This window comes from Paenibacillus algorifonticola, from assembly GCF_050481745.1.
Classification (GTDB): domain Bacteria; phylum Bacillota; class Bacilli; order Paenibacillales; family Paenibacillaceae; genus Pristimantibacillus; species Pristimantibacillus algorifonticola_A.
Genome location: NZ_JBCNGR010000058.1, coordinates 14,412 through 40,211, shown reverse-complemented (window position 1 = coordinate 40,211; position 25,800 = coordinate 14,412). Strand labels below are relative to the sequence as shown.

The window sequence follows — 25,800 nt, the reverse complement described above, 5'->3', positions numbered from 1 at the left end:
AAATGCGCACGATCATTTTACAACAAGTTCAATGATAAAAGGAGGAACACGTATAATGATTAAAAAAATTCGGAGAAAGACACTTGCGGTTTCAATAGCTGGCGCGCTTCTGCTGTCTGTTATGACCCCAGTGCCATTTTCCACTCCAATTCAGGCAGCTCCGGCAGTTGCAGCCCCGGCACAGGTAACCGCCGATTGGTACAAGACGTACCAAACAATGGATGGGGTAGGTGCTGCCTATGCATACACGGATTCCATTCATATGATGCAGCTCGCTACGGCTGGTCATCAAGACACCGTCAGGCATCTGCTGGATCTGACCTTCAGTGAACAAGAAGGCACGGGCCACGACATTGTCCGGGTCATCATTGGTGATAACGGAGGCCTTGCCACTACAGGCGCCACCGCAGCCAGCCCGGGGTTCAATCCTCTAACAGGCCTGCTTGCAGATGTCAGCAATCCTGGTTTCGATGTTGAAGGAAATGCCATTCCCATGAGGGGATCGGCGGGTCAGTATGGTTATAAAATAGAAGCTGAAAACCGCTATGCAGACGGCAATACCGACAGTATCTGGCCTGTTGAGCCTGAACACGCTCCTGGTACGCTGGTACCGGTGCAAGATTTCGTCTGGGATTATCCGTCTTGGAATCAGCCAATTGACAATGACGATGGGGGCCCAACCAATCTACTTAGCGCACTGGGGGAAGATCCTGTTGTAATTAAAAACTCGCCGCGTACCCGCAAAGAGCTGTTCGATTTCGACCAAGTCTGGACGATGCGTCAGGCGATGCAGTATGGCGTCACGCAATTCTACGCTTGTACGTGGACTGTACCTTACTGGATGAGCCAATCTTCAACTAATTCACCGAGCAAAATCGTACGTGGCGACACAGTTACGATAAATGGTAAACCAGTAAAAATTTACTATCAGGCCTACGCAGATTATCTCGTTCAGTATATCCGGGGAATGTGGGAGCAATGGGGGATTCCGATTACCCACATCAATCCCTTTAACGAGGTTGATCTGGCAGGCGGAACTGCTTCATATGTAACAGAGCTAATTAATGGTTATATCGGTCCTACCTTGAAAAAATCGATGCAGCCAGGCGGGGCCCTTTATGATATCCAAAACCCAGACGGAAAGCTCATTTACTTTATCCCTCAGCTTGCCGCCGTGGACGGAACCAATCTTAGCGCCTCGCTAAGCAGAGGCGGCGAAGTATTCTCTCAAACCGACCCTGATAATGCATTGGACAAAAATCCGTATCTTGATTTATTTACCACCCATTTGTATGGCACGGTCGGCATAGGGACGGATGAAAACAAACTGTACCATACAGGTGACTTTGCCCAAAGTCCTTTGGATTATACAAAGGATGGGAGCAAGTATCCCGAATACCTGACCAAGTATAAGCTGTGGCAGGCAGAGTTTATGAATCAGGATACCGCGGATGGATCAGCCGGCGCATATACGCAGCGGTATGGCAATCAGAATATCAATGACGCAGTGCGCTGGTCCAATTTGATGACCAATATGTTCAGCAGCAACCCCGGCTTTTACGGCTTTGTCTGGTGGAGCATGTGGGATAGTAACGGAGCGGATGGCTCTGACCTCATTCGCTTCGTCACTACTAACTCCCAACAGGAGCCGGGACGTATCAGTACGTTAACTGGAGAATATCGTATATTTAAGCGTTTTTACGGATACGGGCACTTCTCCCGGTTTATGAATCCCGGCGATGTTCGTTTTGATGTTACACGTGTTCCCGCAGCCGATATGAATGTGATTGGGTTCAAGAACCCAAATACCAATGATTACTCGATCACGGTTTCCAATGCCAAAAATGATGACAGCATTCAGCCGCTTGAATTCAGCCTGAAGGATTTCCCGGCCGGCACGACAAGTGTAACCGTGTTCCGTACTTCTGGAAGCGAAAATCAGAAGAAGCTGGGAACGATTCCAGTAACGAACGGCAAGTTCGCAATCGACATCCCGTCCGCCAGCATTGTCACTATCGTTCCGTCTCAGGGTGCTTTTGCCGCCTATAAGGGCCTTGACGGGGAACGCGACATTTTCTCCACTCTTGAGGCGGAGGGAAATGATAACGGCGTACCTGGCGACAGCGCCGGAAATGCCGGCCGCGCAGGCGAGGCGGTGTCACTCAGTGACGGTGAGTACCTGGCCTACAAAAATCTAAACTTTGCTGATGGCTCCGCCAACGGCGGTGTTGTGCGCAGACACTTGCTATATCTGACCGCCCAGACGAAGTCGGCTCAAGGAGGGAAGCTTACCGCTTATGTACTTCCGGTAGGAACCGCTGTGAGCAGCAATGCGGATGTCCTGTCCAAAGGTACGCGTGTAGCGGAAATTTCGGTACCAGCCAATGACACATACAGTAAATTCCAGTCTATGGTCGATACGGGTGATCTTAGCGCCTATGGGCATAAGGATCTGTATATTGCTGCCGTACCGAATGGATCTAGTGGTGCGATCACCGTTGACCGCTTTCTGTTCGGAGCCAACGATTCCGACTGGAGTCTTGCTGCTAATAACTCGACAGCCTCCATACCAGGGAACATACTGCTAAATGGAGATTTTGATACCGCAACGTCCTCCAATACAGATAATTGGTCCACAGGACGTTACAACAATGGAAGCTTTGAATCGGTTGTGAATGGACCTGCGTTAACTGCGGATACCATTCAGAGCTACTCGGGCCTTTCCCGTTATCTGAAAAACAACGCTACCTCGAAGGTAGCCGGATCAGGGAAAATATCGGGCCGTATTAATGCCGACCAGCAATACGACGGGATGTGGCAGGATGTTACCGGAAAGCTGAACAAGGGAGAGCGCTATAACTTTAAGGGCTACTTTCTCTCTATGATGAGTCGGCCTGAGAGCTATGATGTCGCTGCGGAAAATCCGGGTGACGTGGAGGTTGCACTGGTGTATTTCGATAAGAACGGTAATCAGCTGGGCATGAGCGAGATTAATAGCCGCGATATGCCTGAACCGTACCCAGCACGTGAGGCTGGTGATCCTGCTTATTGGAGCAACGGCAAGTTTATTGGGCGCATACTTGAAGGCGGGCCGCTCACGCTAAGCTCTTTCCAGCCGCTTGACGTGAAGATTGCAGACTGGCATGAGACGCCTAACCAGCCGTTTACTTATGATGAACCGGCAGGTACTGCCAAGGTGGTTATAGCGGTGTATGCAAAGGATGCCAGCATCCTGTATGCGGATCAGCTGTCGCTGACTCCTGAGCTTATTGCTTCATACAGTATTTTTATTGACGGCGTTCAGCCATCTCATTTTGATGCTGCCAAACATGATTACGCCTATACAGTATCCGGCAGCGCCATACCGAAAGTAACGGCCGTTTCTAACGATCCCGCTGTGCTCATTAGCATTTCGCAGGCAGACAGCACCCAAGGTACCGCAGTTGTCCGGTTTATCAAAGGCGAAAACGTTAAGTCGTATAAAATCTCCTTCAGTACGAACGAAATTGTTGATTTTTCCAATGGCCTTCCAGTGGATTGGGAAGTCATGAATCCGGTTGAGCCGCAAAATGCATTAAGCTATAGCGCTGAGGGGGCGACAATCAAGACATTGAAGGGCGATACGGACTATCCCAACAGCCATAATATGCTGCAGTTTCCGGGTTCAGCTGAAGGCAGCTGGACGCTGACGGCGAAGCTTGCCGTAGATAAGCCGCTTAATGATTCTTCAATGGGTGAGAATTCCCAAGTGGGGCTTGGCATCAGCCGAACATCTAGCGGTGAGTTTTACAGAATAAATGCGCGAAAAGTAAGCACCAATATTAAAGTAAATAATTCAGGCAAAACAGGCAGTACCGCATTTACCAACAATACCAATCAAACCAATTTGAGCGGTACAAACTATTTTCTCCGGATTGTAAAGGAGGGAAATGTGGTACAAGGCTATTTTTCGACGAATAGCGGAACAACGTGGACGGCCATGGGTAGTCCGTCCACGTATAGCCCGGAATTTTTCAAGGATGCAAAGGTTCAATTATATGGAACCAATGTCAGTGCCTCGACTGATTTCAAAGTGACCTTCTCGAACGTGACATTGATTAAGGCATTAGGGGAAGCTGGCGAACGGGGTGAGGATCAACTCGCGGTAGAAGCAGCAGCCTTGCTAATCGGCAGCCAGATTACCGTTCCGAATGCAGCGGGTGATGACGCAGCCACGCTAAAGACCAAAGCACAAGAGTATCTGAATAACAAGGAAGAGCTGAAGGCGCTTGGAGTGACCGCCGCACTTTCCTCCCAGAATGGTGGTTTTACGCTAATCATATCGAAAGGCAGTGCGAGCGTATCGATTGGCCTGCTTACTATTGTAGCTGGTGTGAAACCCACAAGGGATTTTGAGGATCAAACGGTACAAGGCTTCAAGCCAAAGGGCAGTGCTGGCGTAATGCTTGCGGCTACCGATGAAGCCAACCATACTCAGGGTGGAGCTTATTCCCTGAAAGTAACCGGCAGAACCGCGAATTCGGATGGCCCGTCCGTTAATTTGAAGGACGCTGTCAAGATCGGTAATGAGTATAAAGCTACCGTATGGGTGAAGCTGATTGACCCGGCAAGCGCTCAACTGAAGCTGACAGCACTGGTCAATGCCCCAACGCCTTATTACATTAGTCTTTCAACCCAGAACGTCAGTAAAAACGGAGAGTGGGTCAAGCTGGAAGGCACCTACCGTTATCTGCATAATGATGTCACTCTATATGTAGAAAGCCCTAACAGTGCTGCAGCATCGTATTATATTGATGACTTCAGCTTCGAGGATACAGCGCTGCAAAATATTGTACCTCTTAAAGACGTCTATAAGAGTGACTTCCTGCTTGGAAATGTACCGGGCAATAATGATATTACCCCGGGCAACGGACAGAACGCTTTTTTTAACTATCATTTTAACAGTGTGACCTTTGGCAATGAGATGAAGCCGGATGCGCTGCAGAAAAACAAGGGTATCTATACATTTACGAGGTCTGATGAAATGACGGCAAAGTCTCAGGCTATGGGTATGAAAGTACACGGACATGTACTGGTATGGCACAGCCAGACCCCAGCGTGGTTTACACAGCAGGTAGACGCAGCTGGCAATGCATTGAAGGATCAGGCAGGCAACCCGATCTATCTCAGCCGCGATGCGGCGCTCGCGAATATGAGAACCCACATCCAAACGGTAATGGAACACTTTGGGGATAAGGTAATCTCATGGGATGTCGTTAATGAAGCCATGCAAGATGGGCCACCTGCTGTTGCTGACTGGAAGGATGCGCTCCGGCAGTCGCCCTGGTACTACTCTGTAGGTCCTGACTTTGTGGAGCAGGCATTTATTGCGGCAAGGGAAGTGCTGGTTAAACACCCGGAATGGAACGATATCAAGCTGTATTACAATGATTTCAATGACGAGTTTCCGGAGAAGCGGGACGCCATCTACGACATGGTTAAAGAAATCAATGACCGTTATGCGCTGACTCATCCCGGAGAACTGCTGATTGACGGGATCGGACTGCAATCGCATTACGACATGAGAACCCAGCCCGCCAATGTGGAAGCAGCAATTGTCAAATACGCTTCACTGGGTGTTGAAATCTCCATAAGCGAACTTGATGTTCTCGCTGGAATGAATTCCTCCCTTTCTGCAGAGTGGGCGGAGAAGCAGGCGAACTTGTATGCCCAATTGTTCCAAATCTATAAGAAGCATGCCGATAAGATCGCGCGTGTCACCATCTGGGGATATACAGACAGCTCCAGTTGGAGAGCCAGCCAGAATCCTCTGCCCTTCGTCAGTTCTCTGGCACCGAAGCCTGCTTATTATGCCATTATCAATCCGGAGAAATATCTGGCCGAGCATCCGCTCTATATCACGCCTGAGACTAAGAGCGCTGCTGCGCATTATGGTACGCCGGACATTGATGGAACCATTGATGACATCTGGAGGGATGCGCCTGAGATTCAAATCGACAACCACTTGATGATATCGTCCACAGCATCCGGAACAGCCAAAACGCTGTGGGACGATGAAAACCTGTATGTACTGTTCCAGGTGAAGGATACGCAGCTGAGCAAAGACAACGCGGATAAGACAAAGCAGGACTCAGTCGAAGCCTATGTGGACGAGGACCGTGTTAATGCCTGGCCATACCGCGAAGATGATGGACAATACCGGGTCAACTTTGCCGGTGAGCAGTCCTTCAAGTTTCTCAGTAATTCGACACCGCCGGTTTCTCCCGGATTTGAATCGGCGGCCGTTACGGCTGGAACGGAGTATACGGTGGAAATGAAGATTCCGTTCAAAACCATCACCCCGAAAAACGGTACACAAATCCGGTTTGATGCCCAAGTAAACAATGCAACGGGAGCCAATCTGGTCGGTGTGGCAACCTGGAATGATCTGCTTGGCAGAGCCACAAAGTCAACAGAGGTGTTCGGCAGCCTCACCCTCATCGGCAAAGGAGATCAGGCTCCGCCGACTTGGGCAGGGGGCAGCAAGCTGGAAGCGGCTCATGTAACCAGCAACGGAGTCACCTTGTCGTGGCCGGCGGCTGCGGATAACCTGGGGGTCATCGGTTATCGAATCTACAACGGCGTCGATGAAGTACCAGTCACTATAACTGGCGGGGAATCCGTTGAAACCGTAATGGGAGGTGTATATCAGCAGCAGTTGTCTGGATTGATGCCAAATACACCGTATACCTTCAAGGTGGAAGCAGGAGATGCTGCCGGCAACTGGAGCACAGACGGACCTTCCGTTTCGGTAACTACACTGCCGACGTCAGACACCACGCCACCGGTTTGGGCAGAAGGAAGTATGCTCGAAGCCTCCAATGTCACGAGTAAGGGACTGACCTTGACGTGGTCGGCGACGGCAGCAGATGAGAGCGGTATTGCGGGTTACCGGATTACAATTGGAGTGGATAACAAGTCCGTTACCGTTACGGATGCCGTATATACGGTGACTGTAACCGGGTCTGTATACAGTCATCAAGTAACGGGCTTAAAACCGGATACGCAATATACGTTTAAGGTAGAGGCCGGGGATACAGGCGGAAATTGGAGTACGGACGGACCATCTGTTTCAGCAACCACACTGCGGGCTTCAGACACTACCCCGCCGTCATGGTCGGAGGGAAGCAAGCTCGAAGCCTCTCAAATAACGGCTTATGGACTCACCTTGGAATGGACGGGGTCTGCAGATGATACAGCAGTCACGGCTTACAAGATTTACAGCGGACAGGAGGAGATCGCGACGCTGCCTGGAATGGTGCATAGGTACGAGGTGTCCGGACTTGCTGCGGGCACAGGGTATGCGTTCTCGGTGCAGGCAGGTGATGCGGCAGGAAACTGGAGTATGGACGGTCCAAACACCCGTGTAACCACGCTTAGCAACAGCGGGGGTTCAGCGGTGCCGACACCAGCAGCAACTCCGACACCAACACCAACGCCAACAGGAACAGCAACACCTACGCCGACACCGATGCCAGCAAGCCATTTTAAAGATTTGGGCAGCAAATACAGCTGGGCTTCTGAAGCGATTGCTGCGCTGTCTGCAAAGGGGATTATTAAAGGAACCTCCGAAACGACCTTTAGTCCGGAGAAAAACATTACGAGAGCTGACTTTGTGCTGCTGCTGGTGCGGGCTCTGGGCCTCGACGCAGAAGCCGATACCCATTTCGCAGATGTAAGTCAAGGAGCATACTACTATGAAGCCCTCAGTATTGCTAAGAAACTGGAGATTATTCAAGGAATGGACGGCAACAACTTTAATCCGAAGGGAGAAATCTCGAGGCAGGATATGATGGTTATGGCAGCCAGAGCGTTGAAGGCGGTAAATAGGCTAACCGCCAGTGGCAGCGCCGGAGATTTAAGCGGCTATACAGATGGAACGGAGGTTGCCAAATATGCCATAGATAGTATAGCAGCCTTGGTCCATGAAGGGATTATCCAAGGTGATGGAAAATCCCTTCATCCAACCGGAACAGCTACGCGAGCGGAAGCGGCAGTCATCATCTACAGAATTTATGGAGAGTAAGCTTTAAGTAACAGCCTTCCTTGATTATAGGGAAAAGTGAGAAGGAAGCTAGAGAGGGAAGCTGTTGAAGCTTCCTTCTCTCTTTTTTTCTAGCTTGGGAGAAGAATATTTTTGGAATGCTACAGCCTGCAGATGGATAGAATTGTGAACGTCCAGATTAGTTTTATACATTTATTGTTTATTTTTTTGTGAGGTTTAACTTAGAATAGGAGAGAGCCATTTGGCGAATTGCCCGCTCCGCAGCGAACGGGGCGTTTCAAGCTTGAAGCATGGCTGTTTATCGAGTATATAAAATTATCCATAGGAGGTATTATAAGTGAATGCTGTCATAACAAATCCTATCATGTGGTCAGATGTACCGGATGTTGACGTAATCCGGGTGGGGTCTGAGTTCTATATGATTAGTACCAGTATGCATTCGATGCCAGGCTGCCCGATTATGAAATCGGTTAACTTGAAGGATTGGGAAATTGTAAATTATGTATATGATACCTTTGAGGATAACGCTGCCCATCGGCTGCTGAATGGAGAAGGTATTTACGGCAAAGGCTCTTGGGCGGCCTCCCTTCGTTACAAGGATGGGGTGTTCTACGTTTGTTTTTCATCCAATGACATGAACCAGTTTTATATCTACCGCACAGCTGATATTGAACATGGAATCTGGGAGCGTTCGGTGATACCAGATCTTTACCATGACCCGGGTCTTCTGCTGGATGACGATGGCCACAATTATATAATCTACGGCAATGGTGATATTCGTATTAAAGAGCTTACGGAAGATCTTACGGCTATGAAGCCCGGTGGGGTCGATCAACTGCTGCTTGAAGGCGAACGGACGGACATAGGTCTGCGGATCGAAGGATGTCATGCGTATAAGCTAAACGGTTATTACTACTTGTTCTTTATTGAATGGCCGAGAACTGGAAATAAGCGCAGACGTCAGATATGTTACCGTTCGCGTGAGCTTCTGGGTCCCTATGAGCGAAAGATAATTCTGGATGACGATATGGGCTATTTGAATAACGGTTTAGCACAGGGCGGTATTGTCGATACGCCGGATCACGAATGGTATACAGTAGTATTTCAGGATCGTGATGCGGTTGGTCGGGTTCCCTGCGTGCTTCCCATGAAGTGGGAGGATGATTGGCCAATAATCGGGGATAACGGTACAGCATCTCATGTAGTTATGACGAAGCTTCCCGTTGCTGAACCGAAGCCGCTTGTTATTAGTGATGAATTCGACTATGCTGCTGACCGGCTTGCTTTGAACTGGCAGTGGAATCATAATCCTGATAACAGGCTGTGGTCTGTTACAGAGCGGCCTAGCTATTTGCGGCTCAGAACTGGTCAATTGGCAAAGGGTATTCTGCAGGCTCGCAATACGCTGACGCAGCGGACTGAGGGACCAGCCTGCAGCGTGGAGACAGTGCTGGAGATCTCCGGAATGCAGCCCGGCGACCGGGCAGGATTGGTGGCGCTGCAGAATGGTTTTGGCACTGTTGGGATTGCAGCAGGTGAGCAAGGACAGTTGAGTATTGAGATGTGTATCAACGGCGGTGACGGATACGAGGATACGGTGGAAAGCGTTGTGTTCACTGGTGAAAGGGTTTATCTTAAAATTTATTTTAATTTTGAAGACAGCATCGACCAGGCAAGGTTCTTTTATTCGGAAGACGGGATAGCGTGGAGGCCGATCGGCCAGACGCTGCAAATGAAATACACGCTGGATCATTTTATGGGGTATAGGATTGGTCTTTTTAACTATGCGACCAGTCAGTCGGGCGGCTATGCTGATTTTGATTATTTTCATTATAATAGGCAAAATTAGGCCGAAATTCGCAGTTGAATAGAGTCTAAATAATAGGCTGCAATTTTTGGAGCAAAGGGAAGCTGTAGGAAAACCCTTTGCTTTTCTTTAGTAAAGAATATTTGCTCCGATTTAATCACCCCCCCACTTGCTTTGTGATTTGCCCAGAATTCGGCGGCATGGTTATCGTGTGTTTTTTCAATGCTTGCGGAATTTTTCACCATTAAAAATGGCGATTATTACAGAAAGTAGAATGAATGAACTAGAGTATGGGAGTGAGATTTTTATGTACGGAATCATAATTGTTGACGACGAATTATTTGTCCGCAAGGGATTGATAGAAATGATTGATTGGGAAAGCAGCGGTTTTGAGGTGATAGGTGAGGCGGACAACGGGGAAGACGCTCTAGAGCTAATCTGCAAGCTGCAGCCGCATCTTGTCATTACTGATATTCGTATGCCAAGCCTGGATGGAATCGGACTAATTCATGCCGTAACAGAGGCGCAGCTTGAGACCGAATTTATTATTATCAGCGGGTATAACGACTTCCGTTACGCCCAGCAGGCGGTTCGGTATGGGGTACTGGATTATGTGCTCAAGCCTATTAATGAGAACGAAATCGTGAAAGCGCTTCATAAATACCGTGAAAAGTTTTCTGCGCAGAAAGAGCTAAGAGAGAAACTTATTGTACATGAGGGCGAGAAATTGATTGAGACGCTCATCCGCGGTGAAGCCAAGGACAATGCTCTTGAAGCCTGGGAAAAGCATTGGACGGGTATGGGGGCTAAGGAATTCATGTACGTATTGCTGGAAATCAATAATGTGTTCCCCTGGGGAGACAGGCTCATCCCTCCTAAGGCAGAACTGAAATATGCCATTCAGCAATCCGTTCAGCAGCTTTGTTCGGAAGCTCCGATTGTGTACGAGCATCGCCGCGCATTCGGCTTTATTATACCTGATCTCTATTTAAGGGGACATCATGGTGATGCCCGGAGCTTCATGGCAGATTGTCTGCACCAGCTTAATAATCTCTTCTCATTAGACATTCAAGCCTATGTGGGCAGAACGGTAAACTCCTTCATGCTGTTGAAGCATTCTTACGTCAGTGCCAAGGAAACCGTGCAATATAAATACTTCAGACACACAGAGCGAATCTTGCTGCATTCGGACATTGCCGATATGGAGCTTAATTATGTCCATATTAGGGATGAGGTGTATCGGACAATCATCGAAGCTATTGAAGAGAACAACGAGCATCAGCTTGTTTTGGTTATCGACCGGATGTTTACGGAGTTTACAGAGAAGGTTGTATCACAGGAAGCCATAAAAGCGGCTACTATTCAATGTGTTCACAGTGTGCTGAATACGGTCAGAAGTATGGAAGGTGATGAGAAGCGGCTGGCAAGTCTTGTGCCGATCATGAACTGGCAGGATCATAACATTACATTTAGCGAGCTCCGGGCACTATTTGAAACCTTTGCGCTGGAGGCTGCCGGGTTGATTCAGAGTCTCTATCAAAGCTACGGAAGTGGCGGGATTTATAAAATTAAGTGTTATGTAGATAAAAATTTTCATGAAAATCTAAATCTGAAAAGTATTGCTAATCAATTTTATATGAATTCTGCTTATCTCGGACAAATATTCAAAAAAAACTATGGTATGTATTTCAACGACTACTTGCTGCAGCTGCGTATTACGGAAGCTAAGAAGCTTCTAAGACAGACCGATTTGCGAATTTATGAAATTGCCGAACAGGTGGGCTTCAAAAATGCTGATTATTTCGTGACGCAATTTGAAAAGCTGGGACAGATGACCCCTACGGAATATAGAAGCCGCATTGGCAAGCGCTAACGTGAGGAGGGGAAGGGTATTCTATGAAATTACTGAATAATATCCGGCTGAGGAACAAAATGTTTCTGGTATATTTCCTTGGTGTCATTGCTCCTATCATTCTGACGAATGCGATTTTTTATAATATTATTACCGAGAATGTAAAAGAACAAAGAATCAATGATATTGACCGTGCCGTGGAGCAAATTAAAAATGAATTCCAGTTAATGGTTGACCAAGGTGTTGGGTTGTCCTCCTTCTTTTATGCGGATTACAAAACCAATGAAGTGTTGAACATGAATTTCACGCATACGGAAGACTATGTAGAAGCCTATGATCTGTATTTAAGATCAATATTGAACAATTACTCCCCGTTCTCTTCTTCCCTGCAGAACAAAACGATATATGTAGACAATCCCACGCTTTTGAATTCAGGCAATATCGGCATATTATCCGATGAGGTTCGTGAAGAAGAATGGTATAAGCTTTGGCTGAAGGAGGCGTCACCACAGCCTGTATTTGTTCGCATCGAAGACCCGGAGGGGCAGTTTCAATCCTTTTCGCTGCTTCGGAGAATGGATTATTTTGCGGATCGAATGGACAAGGAAAAGCTGATCAAACTTGACTTCAAGACGATTGATATCACAGAAATTTTTTCCAATTTAAATGTGAAGGGAGATATGTACCTGCTGGGTCCAGGAGACCGAATAGAATACACAACCAACCAGGCAATTGACTGGCAGACCAATACGAAGCATCTATACAGCTCCCTGAAAACAGACAATCTTATCCAATTTGAAAAGGGCTATGGCAGCATCAGTTATTTGCGCGGCTGGAAGATCGTAGGTACCATCAATGAGCATGAGATTATTAAGGAGGAGCTGAAGTCACGCTATTTCATTCTTTGGTCCGGCTGCGTGATGATGATTTTTCCTACTGTCATCATTTTAATTATTACAAGGTCCATTAACGTACGGATTATCGAAATCCTAAAGCATATGAAGAAAGTAAAAACACAGAATTTCCAGATGATCATGTATGGGGAAGCACGTGATGAAATCGGTCAACTGACACTCGAATTCAACAATATGATTATGCAGATTAAGACATTAATTAACGATGTGTATATTACGGCCATACAGAAAAAATCACTTGAGCTGGAACGGCGGAAGGCTCAGCTGAATGCTCTTCAAAGTCAGATTAATCCCCATTTCCTGTTCAATGCGCTGGAAACGATACGGATGAGGAGTCTGCTTAAGCAAGAGAAGGAGACAGCCAAAATGATTCAGAGCATGGCGATGATTCTACGCAGCTCCTTAACCTGGAATAAGGAATGGGTAACGGTAGAGGAGGAATTGGGTTTTATCATGTGTTTTTTAGAAATCCAAAAATACCGTTTTGAGGACAAGCTGAAATACCAGGTCGATGTAGAGCCTGAGGCCCGTGCTTGTGTAGTTCCTAAGATGGTGTTCCTTCCCTTTGTGGAGAATGCGAGTATTCATGGGATTGAACCGCTGAAAAAAGGCGGGGGAATTGATATCCGAATTGGGATTGAGGAGAATTTTGTCGTTTTCTCAGTCCAAGACAACGGCATTGGCATGAACGGGGAACAGGTCAGCAGGCTGTATGATTACCTTACGACGGAGGACATTATTGGTGACCGGATAGGGATACAGAATGTAATCTACAGGGGCAAAATGCTTTATGGCGACCGAATGTTATTTGAAGTACATAGCGGGCCTGGTGAAGGAACACGGATCGTGCTGAAAATTCCAACGAATCCATAGTTTTCAAAGAATAAACCATAATTTAATGGGTAACGATGGGATGAAAACGCTTTTATACTAAGGGAGTAACACATCATTCATATAAAAGGGGGAGTAAAAGCAATGAGCAAAACCAGAAGAATGTGGCTTCTCTGTCTAACTGCCGTTTTATCGTTATCTATGATTACAGCTTGCTCTGGCAACAATACGACCAAGGGAAGTACAGGAACGGCGGAGCCGAGTGGTAGTGCGAGTGCCGAAGCAAAGCAAGATAAAGTAACATTTAAAATTTTCAACGGGGTAGCCGGCTCGAAGGATGGAAATACCAATCAAACGACCATCGGCAAGCTCCTTGAGGATCAAACCGGTGTTAATTTTAAGCTGGAGTTTGTGGTAGGCGACTTAAATACAAAGATTGGAACGATGATTGCCGCTAACGATTACCCAGATGTGCTAATCCCGGATGCAGCAATAGAAGAAGTGCTGAATGCTGGTGCTTTTATACCTCTCGATGATCTCATTGAGCAATACGGTCCGAATATCAAGCGGGTTTATGGAAAATCACTGAATCAAATGAAATCTAAAGATGGAAAAATCTATTTCCTCCCTATTGCCGCACAGGTGAACGATTTTATTCCTGAGCCGGAAGCAGGAGCGGCTTTCTGGGTACAGCGTCGTGTGCTGGAGGAAGCTGGATATCCCAAGATCAAAACGTTGGATCAATACGTCGAGCTAATCACGAATTACCGGGAGAAGCATAAGGACGAAAATCTGACAGGATTAGTGTCACTTACACATGACTGGAGATTTTTTGCAACCTCCAATCCGCCTATGCACCTTATGGGCTATCCGAATGATGGCAACGTTATGGTCGATACCAACACTTGGGAAGCAAAAACGTATGCAGGCTCAGATGCTACCAAGAAGTGGCTGAAACAATTAAATAATCTCAATGCAAATGGACTGTTTGACAAAGCGTCCTTTGTAGACAACTACGACCAATATATTGCCAAATTAACTTCCCACAAGGTACTCGGCTTTTTCGATTACCGCTGGCAGGTAGACAATGCGCTTAATGTACTGAAGGATGCGGCAAGAAAAGATCCTTCCCTGGACGGATATAATTACTTCCCGCTTCCAATTACCTTTGATGAAAATACGCCGGATGCTTATCTGGATCCTCCGGGTGGACTAGTAACCAACCGCGGAATCGGGATTACGGTTAGCGCCAAGGATCCGGTCCGAATCATTCAATACTTTGACAATATGCTGACGGAAGAGAATCAAACGCTGTTGTCATGGGGAATCAAGGGCGAAACCTATGAAGTAAATGAAGAAGGCCGCTACTATCGTACGCAAGAGCAAATTGACAAAATTGATGAGCCGTTCAGAGAAAGCTTTGGCTTCAAATATTACAGCTGGAACTGGCCAATGTATAATGCGACCTCTACACTGGCTAACGGAAATGCCCGGAATGTTGCCAGCCAACCAGAGGTTTTCCAAATGACACTGACAGAGAAGGATAAATTAATTTTGGATAAATATGGTGTTCAAACCTATAGCCAGTTGTATGCTGAGCCGGTAAGCCGTCCTTACTTCCCTGCTTGGGGCTTTGCCAAGGAGCAAAACTCACCGGAACAGCTATGGGAAGCAAGCAAGGATGAAATGACGAAGAAATACTTCCCGAAAATGGTAATGGCAGCTCCTGATAAGTTTGATGCGATATGGGAGGAGTATATGAAGGAATTCGGCAAGCTAGACACGGCTGGCTATGAAAAATGGACAACAGAGCAAGTGAAGCTGAAGGTTGAGATGGCGAACCAGTAATCCTGTTTATGAGAAAGGCCAGACTGCATCGGTTGGGGCTGGCCTTTCTGAATGTTTGCTTTACCCGTATGGTTTTGGAAGGAGAGAATAAAGGTGGACAAAAATACGGTATTGGCCATGTCACAGTCAAAGGCAAACAAACACCCGAGCCGAATCAGTCTTTTCTTTAAGAGGCTGTTTCAACAGCGGGCCCTTGCCATCATGTCCGTTCCCTTTTTAATATGGCTAATTATATTTAAATATTTACCGCTATGGGGCTGGACCATCGCTTTCCAGGATTATAAGCCAGCTAAGAAATTTATGGATCAAGCCTGGATTGGGTTCGAGCATTTTAAATTTTTGTTCGGGGATGATCGGTTTCTCAGGGTTCTTCGGAATACGCTGGCTATGAGCTCGATTAATCTGATTTTTGGTTTCGTTACCGCGATTACACTTGCTTTGCTGCTTAATGAGGTACGCAATATCGCCTTTAAACGTGTCGTTCAGACAGTCAGCTATTTACCTCACTTTATATCCTGGGTCGTAGCTGCGAGTATTATCCAAACGACACTGTCGCCGGATGGAACGATCAACCAATTGTTGGTAGGGTTAGGTTTTATTGATCGCGGTAGTGAAATATTATTCTTAGGCATTCCTGAATATTTCTGGACCATATTCGGAGCCAGCTCTATTTGGAAAGACATCGGATGGAATACCATTGTGTATCTGGCAGCGATGACTACGATTGATCCTACGCAATATGAAGCTGCAGAAATTGATGGCGCAAACCGTTTCAAAAAGATGATTTATATTACACTGCCTGGTATTAAATCGGTTGTGATCATCCTGCTAATTATGAATATCGGATATCTGCTGGAGTCGGGCTTCGAACCACAGTATTTGCTAGGCAACGGCATGAATGTGGATTATTCCGAAAACATCGATATTTTCGTGTTGAAATACGGGATTGCCCAGAGCAATTTCTCTCTCTCCATTGCTGCAGGCATGTTCAAGACCGTCGTCAGCTTCATTCTCTTGTTCATAGCGAATAACGCTGCGAAACGTATGGGCGAAGCCAGGCTGTATTAGAAAAGGAGGAGCACGAAAATGGAAACCGTAGCTGTCAAAAAGAATAAACGGAACAAGCATCAAATGAACTCTTCCATCGGTGACCGCTTGTTCGTCATTTGCAACTACAGCTTTATGATTTTTTTGATGATTATTACTCTCTACCCATTTTTGAATGTACTTGCGGTTTCTCTCAACAGTGCACAGGATTCAATAAAGGGCGGAATATACCTGCTGCCAAGAGAGTGGACACTCGCTAACTATAGCTATATTTTTAGAGAGGCGACCATTTTTCATGCGACTTTCATTTCAGTCCTACGGACAGTCATAGGAACCGTCGTCACAGTCTTCTGCTCAGCCATGGTGGCTTTTACGCTTAGCAGACAGGAATATGTGCTGCGCAAATTCATCACCGTGGCCTTCATCATGACCATGTATTTTAACGGAGGACTGATTCCTAATTATCTCCTAATGAGAGATATGGGGCTGGTGGGCAGCTTCTGGGTGTATATTCTTCCGGGTATCATTGGCGTTTTCAACCTGATCATTATCCGTTCCTTTATTGAAAATCTTCCGGAAAGTATTCTGGAGTCGGCAAAAATTGACGGTGCAGGAGATTACAGAACCTTTTTCAATATTATTTTGCCGTTAACGGTGCCCGTGCTAGCAACGGTTGCTTTATTTTCTGGGGTATACCAATGGAATATGTGGTTTGACGTATTTCTTTATAATTCATCAGACAGCAACTTAAGCACCTTGCAATATGAGCTGCAGAAAATTCTACAGAACTCCAATACGACCACCGGAACATCCAGCATGGATGGAATGATTCAAGGGGCCACCGGAGGTCAGCAAAATATGGTTACGCCGATGGCCGTTCGTGCTACGATGACGATTGTTGCCTCGGTGCCGATTATTATGGTGTATCCGTTCCTACAGAAATATTTTGTTAAAGGCATGATGGTAGGCGGAGTAAAAGGGTAAGTAGGAGCTTATTCAGAGAGGAGCGAAAGCATGTTAAGAGAAGTGCATGTTGAGAATGGGATCATTCAAGGTTTGCCGGCGGCTGATCCGCGTATTACCAGCTTCAAGGGAATTCCGTTTGCAGCGCCGCCTATTGGAGAAAACCGCTGGCGCGCTCCTCAGCCTGTGCAAAGCTGGGATGGGAAATGGAAAGCGTATGATTTTGCCCCTATTTCCATGCAAGTACCGACCGTCATTGATATCAATAATATTTATTCCCGGGAATGGGCTGTTGATCCAAACCTTCCGATGGATGAAGACTGTCTTTATCTTAATGTGTGGACACCTGCGAAACATACCGATGAGAAGCTTCCCGTTTTTGTATGGTATTTTGGCGGAGGTTTCCAGGTCGGACATACGGCGGAAATGGAGTTTGACGGCGAACGTATTGCCCGCAGAGGGATTGTCGTAGTGACCGTGAATTACCGCTTGAATGCCTTTGGCTTTCTAAGCCATCCTGAAATTACTGCCGAATCGCCCGATGCTCCCGCGAATTTTGGACATCTGGATCAGCAGGCGGGTACGCAGTGGGTGAAACGAAATATTGCTGCTTTTGGCGGAGATCCTGATCAAATCACAATAGGGGGGCAATCGGCCGGCGGCGGAAGTGTGCTGAGCCAGCTGACCTCCCCGCAAAATGAGGGACTGTTCCAGCGGGCCGTAATTATGAGCGGGGTCTTCACTCCGCTCTACCCAAACAACCCAGTGCCTCCAAGGAACCGATCCCTTAAGGCGGCTGAGGAGGAGGGGGTGTCCTTCTTTGAGTTTATGGGTGTGTCGACACTGGAAGAGGCTCGCAAACTGGACGCCGTATATATTCGCGATAAAATGCTGGATTATGGCGGATTATGGGGAACAGTTGTGGACCAAGTGTACTGTAAAGGCAATCCTTATGACCTTTTTCTGAAGGGGCAGCAGCATAAGGTACCGATTATGCTGGGAAATACCGCCTCCGAATTTTTCAGCGTACCCGTTGTCAGCAGCGTAGATGAATTTAATGCTATGGCTGTTGAAATGTTCGGCGAGGAAGCGAAGGAATACCTTAAGCTATTTGCTGATCATTCAGAAAATCTGGAAGAATTGATAAGTCAGGCTTCCGTTAACCATATTGAATATGCGGCCCGTGTTTCCGTTAAGGCCAACAGTGATTCCGGCAGCGGCGTCCCTATGTATTATTACACTTTTGATGCAGACATTCCGGGCTGGGACAATCCGGGAACCTTTCATTCGGTGGATCTGTGGTTTCACTTCGAGACACTAGCCAAATGCTGGCGTCCCTTTGTGGGCAAGCATTATGATCTTGCCCGTCAGATGTGCAATTATCTTGCCTATTTCATTGGCACGGGAGATCCAAATGGCAAAGATTCAACCGGAGAGGATATGCCTCTTTGGAAACCGTGTACAGCGGAAGCACCTTACGGCATGAAATTTGCGGAAAAGGCGGAGTTTGTGGAGGAGCTTCCTGGTGAGGTTATGCAATTTCTGGTCAGGCAATATTTCAAGCGCTAAGCAAGAGCCATTTCCTGGTTCTGTACCTTGCTTCGAAATCCTATCTTTAGCAAAGAAGCTGGCGCTTGATATACAAGGCACCAGCTTCTTTGCTTTGAGAACATATTCGATTAGTGTTCCTTAATTTCTAATTCTTTCACTTACAAAAGTCTGCTGGCTAATTAATCTGAACCAACTGCCACTGCTGATTCAGATCGCCGCGGTATAAATTTTGTTGGATCTTCGCTCCATCTGCGGTGGAGGATCCCAGAACCTCAACTGCTTTGTTGCTATTCACATTAAGCATGCTCCAGTATCCGTTACTCAGCTTGATTAATCGAAATTGTTGTGCTGTATTGGAAAGATCCTGCATAAGCTGAATCGCTTCCCCGTTGTTTTTCGTTCCGTTACGAACATCCATGACTTTATTGTCAGATGAGCTCACGCTCCGCAGCTTATAATAGTTGTTATAGGTTCCTTGATCCGTAACGACCCAGCGCTGCGCCGTCGTGTTATTGTCTGTCCGCTGCTCAAGCTGCAAATTGTTAGTATTCTGACCGCCAGGGACCTCGAGTATTTTGCCCGATGCACGGTTCACAAGCTTGTACGTTGCCCCATTCGTCACTCCATTCCAAACCCCATTCCAAGGATTGAACTGGGCGCGTTCATAATACCATTCAAAAATAAAACGGGCCATGCCATCTCTGGCTGTATTGCCATCATAAAGCAAGCCAGCTGTCGGGTCCGCGAACGAGCTTCTTATGCCGGAATTCAGCAAAAATCCGTTCATATGGACGGCAATGCTCACATTGCCTGCTGCTGTGAAGATCGCTTTTGTGTTTTTGCCGAAGCCCTCGTTGGAGCCATTAAAGAGCTCCCAATAGGAGGAGTCTCCAGGTTGTGTCTTAAACCAGGTGGTTTCCGTAATATTGATTGGATAATTATCAGCGCAAGGCTTAATATTGGTATCCCACTGCTGCTGCAGAGGCGCATAATTGTCATTGGCGCCATACCCTGGATACCAATGGACCGAATAACCAACATTGTTCAGTGGATCCGTCAGTGGATACGCTGCGCATAATTGATAGTATTGATCCCAGCCGAGCCCCGCGGCCCAGACAACGTTATCTGCACCTTTACTGCGGATTGTAGAGATCATTGAGTTTTGGAAATTTTTGAGCGAGTTCCAGTGAGCAGCGAAATTGGATTGGGAAGGGTGTCCGCCCCAAACACCGTTAACATCGGATAATACAGGCTCATTGATTAGCTCGAACATGACGTTATCCGCACTCTTAATGCCCGGCTGATCAGCTAGGTAGCCCCAGATCTGATTGAATTTAGCAAGATTGTCGGGCGTTGTCGCTTGGTTGTTATTCAGCGTGTAATCGAGGCCAAGTGTAACATATAAGCCTTTGGTCTTAGCATAGTTGATATAAGGAATGATTACGTTCTGGGTGACGGCCTGCAAACCAGCAAAGTTATAGGTGCCCGCTGCAACGTCTCCCATGTCTTCCCGGTCTATGAATAGACGAACCTGATTCATATACCATCCATGGTTGTTGCCGTATTTGGCGGAAGTGCTCGTAAAGGTATCGGTAATATCCTTTAAATATGCCAGAATAGCAGCATGCCGATTCCCGCCGTTCTGATTCAGATAGTAGTTGCTGTTCTGGTAGGTCCAATAAGCACCGGAAGGCTGGTGCCAACCGCTAAGCAATACGGGCTGACCGTCAGTGTTTACCAACTGGTTACCACTGACATGAAGCTTGGACATTGGCATGCCAACCCATGCTTCTGCCGGATTTCCGCTTAGCAGCATCGGTGACATCAATAGTGCGAGAAGCAGCATAATCTTTACTCCTAAACTGACATTCTTCTTCCTCATTCCATACATCTCCCTTAATTTTTTGATTTATGTGAATCATGGTAGTAATGAAGTAGGGTGGAGCGGCCCATTCCTTTCGCTTTAGGGGCGGTTTTTGCAATGGAACTAAATGTATGCGTTTACAAAATGAGTTTACTACTAGACAATGGTCGACGGCAACCTGTCGAATTATGGGGGATGCCCCGCTTAACTCTACTTTTGGGGGATGAGAAAGAAGTATGAATCGACAGGTTGTAATTAATAAATGGAAGTACTACACTGTTGGCAGTGCAGTACTTCCATTAAGGAAAGGAAGATCATGAACATGGCTAAATATCATTTAATATTGAATAACGCACCAGCAGGATATGACCAATATGGGGAAACAGTCGCGCGCGGAAAAATAGACACGGTTGAATATGTCTCTAAGACAGTAGGCACCACACGCAAAATGATGATTTATACCCCACCCGGCTATACAGAGAATCAAAGGTATAATGTACTTTATCTACTGCACGGTATCGGTGGAGATGAAACGGAATGGTGCCATCATGCCAGTCCGCAAGTTATTCTTGATAATCTGTATGCAGCGCGCAAGCTTGCGCCTATGATCGTTGTCATGCCAAACGGCCGGGCAATGCCGAATGATCGAGCGGAGGGAAATCTATTCGATACCGACAAGCTGAAAGCTTTCGAGGATTTTGAATCTGACTTGTTATATGAAATCATTCCATTTATAGAATCAAACTATTGGGTTCAGATCGACAGAGAGAATCGCGCGCTTGCCGGTTTATCTATGGGAGGAGGGCAATCGCTCAATATCGGGTTAGGGAATCTCGACCATTTTGCATGGATTGGCGGTTTCTCTTCTGCTCCTAATACAAAGGCACCTGAACGGCTAGTACCTCATCCTGAGGAAGCAACCTCAAAACTCAAGCTGCTCTGGCTTTCATGCGGAGTGCTGGATAATCTTAAACATGTCAGCGACCAGACACATGCTTATTTGTCCCAGCATAATGTGCCTCACATTTGGTATGAGGAGAGCGGAGGCCATGATTGGCCGGTATGGAAAAATGATTTATATCATTTTTCTCAGCTCATTTTTCAAAAATTTCAAGTTTAAGTGGCCGTCGTCACAAACGAACTAGGATTTCTAGGGACTTTGCAGAGGAGGGTCGGGGCAATGCTTCATACGGTTCGTATTTGTAACACGCCCTAATACTAGAGTGAAATAAAAAGATAAACATGGTTCATTTTATAAGCTTCTTCATATTGAATATAAACAGACATGATGATATCATCATGTCTGTTTATATTCGCATGGATATTTTTATGAAAAAATAAAATGATATGCGTACGCTATCTTAAACTTGAAAAAGTAACTTTTGAATAAAAGAGGTCACCTGCGATGGAGAGAACCTGTATCCACCTCATCTATAATGAATCTATCCTGTTAACTAGAGTGAGGTTAAATACTATGGCTACTCCATCAACTGTACATTCTTTGTCTAAGCAAACGCATTCACAGCGACAGAGGGGCATCGCCCTCCTGCTGCGAAATATTGTGAAATATCGAGTGCTGCTGCTTATGCTGCTGCCGACAAGCATCATTTTTTTCGTTAACTGCTACATTCCGATGTTTGGTGTCTTCATTGCTTTCAAAAATATTAACTATATTGATGGAATTATGGGCAGTCCATGGGCTGGGCTGGACAATTTCCGCTTTCTCTTTGCGACCTCAGATGCATGGCGAGTAACCATTAACACAGTTGCCTACAACGTTGCTTTTATTGTCTCTGGGCTAATTCTCTCGGTTGCAGTCGCCATTGCCATTAATGAAGTGCGTGCCAAGCTTGCTTCGCGAGTCTATCAGACGATTATGATTATGCCTAATTTCTTGTCCATGGTCGTTGTCAGCTATATCGTATACGCTTTTCTGCATCCAGAATACGGCTTTTTGGTGAAATATATCTTGCCCTTGTTCGGCTACTCTTCCGTAAATGCTTATATGCACCCTCAGGCATGGCCTTATATTTTATGGATAACAAAAATGTGGCACTCTGTTGGTATAGGCAGCGTTATCTATCTGGCGGCAATAACCGGGATCAGTGAGGAGCTGTATGAAGCTGCGAAAATGGATGGCGCCAACAAATGGCAGCAGATTACCCGAATTACGATTCCGCTTCTTACTCCTGTGATGGTCATCCTGACGATTCTGAATTTAGGAGGCATTTTCCGCTCCGATTTTGGCTTGTTCTATCACGTTACGCTCGACTCTGGCGCGTTGCGCTCGACGACGGATGTCATTGATACGTATGTTTACAGAGGCTTGATTCAGCTCAATGATTTGGGAATGTCCTCTGCAGCAAACTTTTACCAATCCGTTGTCGGATTTTTCCTTGTCATTGGAGCCAATAGTCTGGCTCGCAAACTTAATCGCGATACAGCACTTTTCTAGAAAGGAGAATCGAAATGAACCCAAAAGCAAGTGTTACATCGTATCAGAGGGCCTCCAAGCTAGCCGAGATTATACTTCACATTATATTCATCGCTTTTAGTCTCGCATGTATCATGCCTATCGTGCTGATTGTCGCTATTTCGTTATCAGATGAAAAACTTCTGACGTTACAAGGCTACAAGTTCTGGCCTGACAAACTGGATGTATCCGCCTATCAATATTTATTTACCAATTCCACAACACTCGTAAAAGCCTATGGGGTTAGCCTTAGCGTTACCATTATAGGAACGATACTTGCGGTATTGTTAATTGCCTTATACGCTTATCCTATTTTTCGCAAGGATTTTCCATTCAAAAAGGCATTTAATTTCTATCTTCTGATTACGATGCTGTTTTCTGGAGGGCTGGTCCCATTCTATCTACTGTACGTCAACTTTTTGGAGCTGAAGGATTCATTTGCCGCGCTAATTCTTCCTGGTCTTTCGAATGCGTTTTATATATTCATTACTCGTACCTTTTTTCAGCAGACCGTTCCGGAAGAGATGATTGAATCGGGTAAATTAGACGGAGCATCGGAGTGGCGCATTTTCTTCCAGCTGGTTCTTCCTATTTCTCTACCTGTTCTTGCAACTGTCGGTTTGTTCACGACTCTAATGTATTGGAACGATTGGTTTAATTCCATGTTATTCATTAATGATACCGATAAATATTCCTTGCAGTATGTCATGATTCAAATGATTCGCCAAGCAGAGTTTTTTAAAAATCAATTGGCGGGCAGCGGCGTAGCTCTTATGGTGCAAGAAGCGGTTCCAACAGAAAGTCTTCGCATGGCGATGGTAGTCGTCTCCATTGGTCCTATACTATTCGTCTACCCATTTTTCCAGAAGTATTTCACCAAGGGACTTACCATCGGAGCCATTAAAGGTTAAATGGTCTAACTCTAGCTATACGGCTGGTTAGAATATATGATTATATGAATGGGGAGGAAACAAAATGAAGAAAATGAAAGGGTGGGGCATTACGCTTGCTTGGCTAACCGTGACCATGCTGGCAATCTCCGGCTGCAGCAGCAGCTCAAGCTCGACCAATACGTCTAGCGTAGATCCGGCGTCAACGAGCAAGTCATCCGGAGACAACGCATCCGGCAATCCCGACATCTCGAAGTACCGCATGCTCAAGGTGTATACCGTAGGTAATTTCCCTCAGAACGACTCGAAGGAAGTTATAGCAGAAATCAACAAATATTTGAAAGAGAAAATTAATGCCGAGATTGACTTTCAAGGACTTCCTTGGTCCACATGGTCGGAAAAGATGGCGCTTGCCTACCAGTCCGGTGAACAAGTAGATTTAACCTTTGCTCCAAACTGGGCTGATTTTGCTAATAATGTATCGAAGGGGGCTTTCCTCCCGCTTGATGATCTGTTAGCCCAATACGGACAAGGAATTACAGAGACGCTGGATCCCCGTTTTCTTGACGGCGGCAAAGTAGATGATAAAATCTATGCCATTCCAACCAATAAAGAAATTGGTGAAAGCCATACGATTATGTTTAGGAAGGATCTAGTAGATAAATATGGATTTGATGTCGATTCGATCAATACGCTGGAGGATTTGGAGCCATGGCTTCAAACGATTAAGGATAAAGAGCCTGGCATAGCTCCAATCTGGCTCTCGGGCAGCGGCTCCGATACACTTGGTTATTTCGACAAAACAAGGCCTAGTGTAGCAGAAAACTTTCGTTACGAGCTTGTAGCGGGTGCGCCTGCCGGAATCGTACTGGACACGAAGACAGACAAGATGATCATCAGTTCTATGGAGTCCGATATGGCTATTTATCGCATGAAGCTCTACAGTGACTGGTTTAAGAAGGGGTACATTAACCAAGATGCCGCAACAACCAAAACGAGTGCCGAAGACGCGCTTAAGGCTGGGAAAACGTGGATGAAGTTCGGTTCCGACAAGCCGGACTCCGACAAAGAGGATTCCATCGCTACAGGCATTGAGCTCGTCAAGCTTAAAGGGAATGATCCCGAGATCAGCACGGCCAGCGTTAGCAATTCCATGATGGCAATAGGGCGTACATCCGTTGATCCGGAGCGGACGATGATGCTGCTGAATCTTTTGCATACCGATAAGAAGCTAATCAATTTGATTGACTTCGGTGTGGAAAATCGGCAATATGTCAAGGTAGAAGGTACGGATAATTTCATTAAGCTGCCGGCTGGCGTGGCTACCCGCGCGGATACGGGGTGGGCTCCGGGCATTGAATGGATGTTCGGCAATCAGACGCTCACCTATTTGTGGGAAGGAGAAAGCGCTGACAAATGGGAGAAGTTTAAGGCTTATAATGAGAAATCCCATAAGGTGAAGTCATTCGGCTTTAACTTTAATACGGTTCCCGTCAAAACGGAAGTATCCGTCGTCAGCAATATTATTAAGGAATATCGCCCATTGCTTGAAACGGGAAGCTTGGACGCAGACAAGGTATTGGCTGAATACAACGGAAAGTTACAAGCCAATGGTATCGAGAACATCCGCGCCGAAGTTCAAAAGCAATACGATGAATGGAAAGCGAAGCAACCATAAGCAGGCAAAGGGGAAGACTGATGAGGTCTTTCCCCTTT

At 46.4% G+C, this 25,800-nt stretch carries 13 protein-coding genes; 12 read left to right on the top strand and 1 reads right to left on the bottom strand.

The window, feature by feature from the left end; all coding sequences use genetic code 11:
• The first annotated feature begins 55 nt into the window (after positions 1 to 55).
• The 8 genes from ABEW34_RS30725 to ABEW34_RS30690 all read left to right on the top strand — a co-directional run bounded on the left by ABEW34_RS30725 (position 56) and on the right by ABEW34_RS30690 (position 18,875).
• Positions 56 to 8,065 carry an endo-1,4-beta-xylanase gene (locus ABEW34_RS30725; protein WP_430165263.1) on the top strand — a complete coding sequence of 2,670 codons (8,010 nt, stop codon included), beginning with the start codon at positions 56 to 58 and terminating at the stop codon, positions 8,063 to 8,065.
• Positions 8,066 to 8,381: 316 nt separating this feature from the next.
• Positions 8,382 to 9,893, top strand: a complete 1,512-nt coding sequence (locus tag ABEW34_RS30720) for a glycoside hydrolase family 43 protein (RefSeq protein ID WP_430165260.1) — start codon at positions 8,382 to 8,384, stop codon at positions 9,891 to 9,893.
• 265 nt (positions 9,894 to 10,158) lie between these two features.
• Positions 10,159 to 11,724 carry a response regulator transcription factor gene (locus tag ABEW34_RS30715; RefSeq protein ID WP_430165257.1) on the top strand — a complete coding sequence of 522 codons (1,566 nt, stop codon included), beginning with the start codon at positions 10,159 to 10,161 and terminating at the stop codon, positions 11,722 to 11,724.
• Between the two features lie 23 nt (positions 11,725 to 11,747).
• Positions 11,748 to 13,490, top strand: coding sequence for a sensor histidine kinase (locus ABEW34_RS30710; RefSeq protein ID WP_430165254.1), 1,743 nt, complete (start codon positions 11,748 to 11,750; stop codon positions 13,488 to 13,490).
• A gap of 102 nt (positions 13,491 to 13,592) precedes the next feature.
• Positions 13,593 to 15,296 carry an ABC transporter substrate-binding protein gene (locus ABEW34_RS30705; RefSeq protein ID WP_430165251.1) on the top strand — a complete coding sequence of 568 codons (1,704 nt, stop codon included), beginning with the start codon at positions 13,593 to 13,595 and terminating at the stop codon, positions 15,294 to 15,296.
• 117 nt (positions 15,297 to 15,413) lie between these two features.
• Entirely contained in the window at positions 15,414 to 16,364 is a 951-nt protein-coding gene (locus ABEW34_RS30700) for an ABC transporter permease (RefSeq protein ID WP_430165346.1), read from the top strand.
• A 63-nt stretch (positions 16,365 to 16,427) separates the two neighbouring features.
• Positions 16,428 to 17,327 (top strand): carbohydrate ABC transporter permease, encoded by a 900-nt coding sequence (locus ABEW34_RS30695; RefSeq protein ID WP_430165343.1) that lies wholly within the window; start codon positions 16,428 to 16,430, stop codon positions 17,325 to 17,327.
• 30 nt (positions 17,328 to 17,357) lie between these two features.
• Positions 17,358 to 18,875, top strand: a complete 1,518-nt coding sequence (locus tag ABEW34_RS30690; protein WP_430165249.1) for a carboxylesterase/lipase family protein — start codon at positions 17,358 to 17,360, stop codon at positions 18,873 to 18,875.
• A gap of 157 nt (positions 18,876 to 19,032) precedes the next feature.
• Here the strand turns inward: ABEW34_RS30690 and ABEW34_RS30685 are convergent, their stop codons facing one another.
• Positions 19,033 to 20,739, bottom strand: coding sequence for an RICIN domain-containing protein (locus ABEW34_RS30685; RefSeq protein WP_430165246.1), 1,707 nt, complete (start codon positions 20,737 to 20,739; stop codon positions 19,033 to 19,035).
• A 304-nt stretch (positions 20,740 to 21,043) separates the two neighbouring features.
• On the opposite strand from ABEW34_RS30685, the gene ABEW34_RS30680 reads away from it, so the two are divergent.
• From ABEW34_RS30680 to ABEW34_RS30665, 4 genes are all read left to right on the top strand, one after another.
• Positions 21,044 to 21,841 carry an alpha/beta hydrolase gene (locus tag ABEW34_RS30680; protein WP_430165244.1) on the top strand — a complete coding sequence of 266 codons (798 nt, stop codon included), beginning with the start codon at positions 21,044 to 21,046 and terminating at the stop codon, positions 21,839 to 21,841.
• 354 nt (positions 21,842 to 22,195) lie between these two features.
• Positions 22,196 to 23,176 (top strand): ABC transporter permease, encoded by a 981-nt coding sequence (locus tag ABEW34_RS30675; RefSeq protein ID WP_430165242.1) that lies wholly within the window; start codon positions 22,196 to 22,198, stop codon positions 23,174 to 23,176.
• Between the two features lie 14 nt (positions 23,177 to 23,190).
• Positions 23,191 to 24,105: a carbohydrate ABC transporter permease gene (locus ABEW34_RS30670; RefSeq protein WP_430165239.1), complete on the top strand. Its 915-nt coding sequence runs from the start codon at positions 23,191 to 23,193 to the stop codon at positions 24,103 to 24,105.
• 64 nt (positions 24,106 to 24,169) lie between these two features.
• On the top strand, positions 24,170 to 25,762 hold the full coding sequence (locus tag ABEW34_RS30665; protein ID WP_430165237.1) for an ABC transporter substrate-binding protein: 1,593 nt from the start codon (positions 24,170 to 24,172) through the stop codon (positions 25,760 to 25,762).
• The last annotated feature ends 38 nt before the right edge of the window (positions 25,763 to 25,800 follow it).

What these genes read in the sequence shown, in the direction of transcription:
- ABEW34_RS30725 (WP_430165263.1), top strand. Translation starts at nt 56, where the DNA reads ATGATTAAAAAAATTCGGAGAAAGACACTTGCGGTTTCAATAGCTGGC.
- ABEW34_RS30715 (WP_430165257.1), top strand. Translation starts at nt 10,159, where the DNA reads ATGTACGGAATCATAATTGTTGACGACGAATTATTTGTCCGCAAGGGA.
- ABEW34_RS30710 (WP_430165254.1), top strand. Translation starts at nt 11,748, where the DNA reads ATGAAATTACTGAATAATATCCGGCTGAGGAACAAAATGTTTCTGGTA.
- ABEW34_RS30705 (WP_430165251.1), top strand. Translation starts at nt 13,593, where the DNA reads ATGAGCAAAACCAGAAGAATGTGGCTTCTCTGTCTAACTGCCGTTTTA.
- ABEW34_RS30700 (WP_430165346.1), top strand. Translation starts at nt 15,414, where the DNA reads ATGTCACAGTCAAAGGCAAACAAACACCCGAGCCGAATCAGTCTTTTC.
- ABEW34_RS30695 (WP_430165343.1), top strand. Translation starts at nt 16,428, where the DNA reads ATGAACTCTTCCATCGGTGACCGCTTGTTCGTCATTTGCAACTACAGC.
- ABEW34_RS30690 (WP_430165249.1), top strand. Translation starts at nt 17,358, where the DNA reads ATGTTAAGAGAAGTGCATGTTGAGAATGGGATCATTCAAGGTTTGCCG.
- ABEW34_RS30685 (WP_430165246.1), bottom strand. Translation starts at nt 20,739, where the DNA reads ATGAGGAAGAAGAATGTCAGTTTAGGAGTAAAGATTATGCTGCTTCTC.
- ABEW34_RS30680 (WP_430165244.1), top strand. Translation starts at nt 21,044, where the DNA reads ATGGCTAAATATCATTTAATATTGAATAACGCACCAGCAGGATATGAC.
- ABEW34_RS30675 (WP_430165242.1), top strand. Translation starts at nt 22,196, where the DNA reads ATGGCTACTCCATCAACTGTACATTCTTTGTCTAAGCAAACGCATTCA.
- ABEW34_RS30670 (WP_430165239.1), top strand. Translation starts at nt 23,191, where the DNA reads ATGAACCCAAAAGCAAGTGTTACATCGTATCAGAGGGCCTCCAAGCTA.
- ABEW34_RS30665 (WP_430165237.1), top strand. Translation starts at nt 24,170, where the DNA reads ATGAAGAAAATGAAAGGGTGGGGCATTACGCTTGCTTGGCTAACCGTG.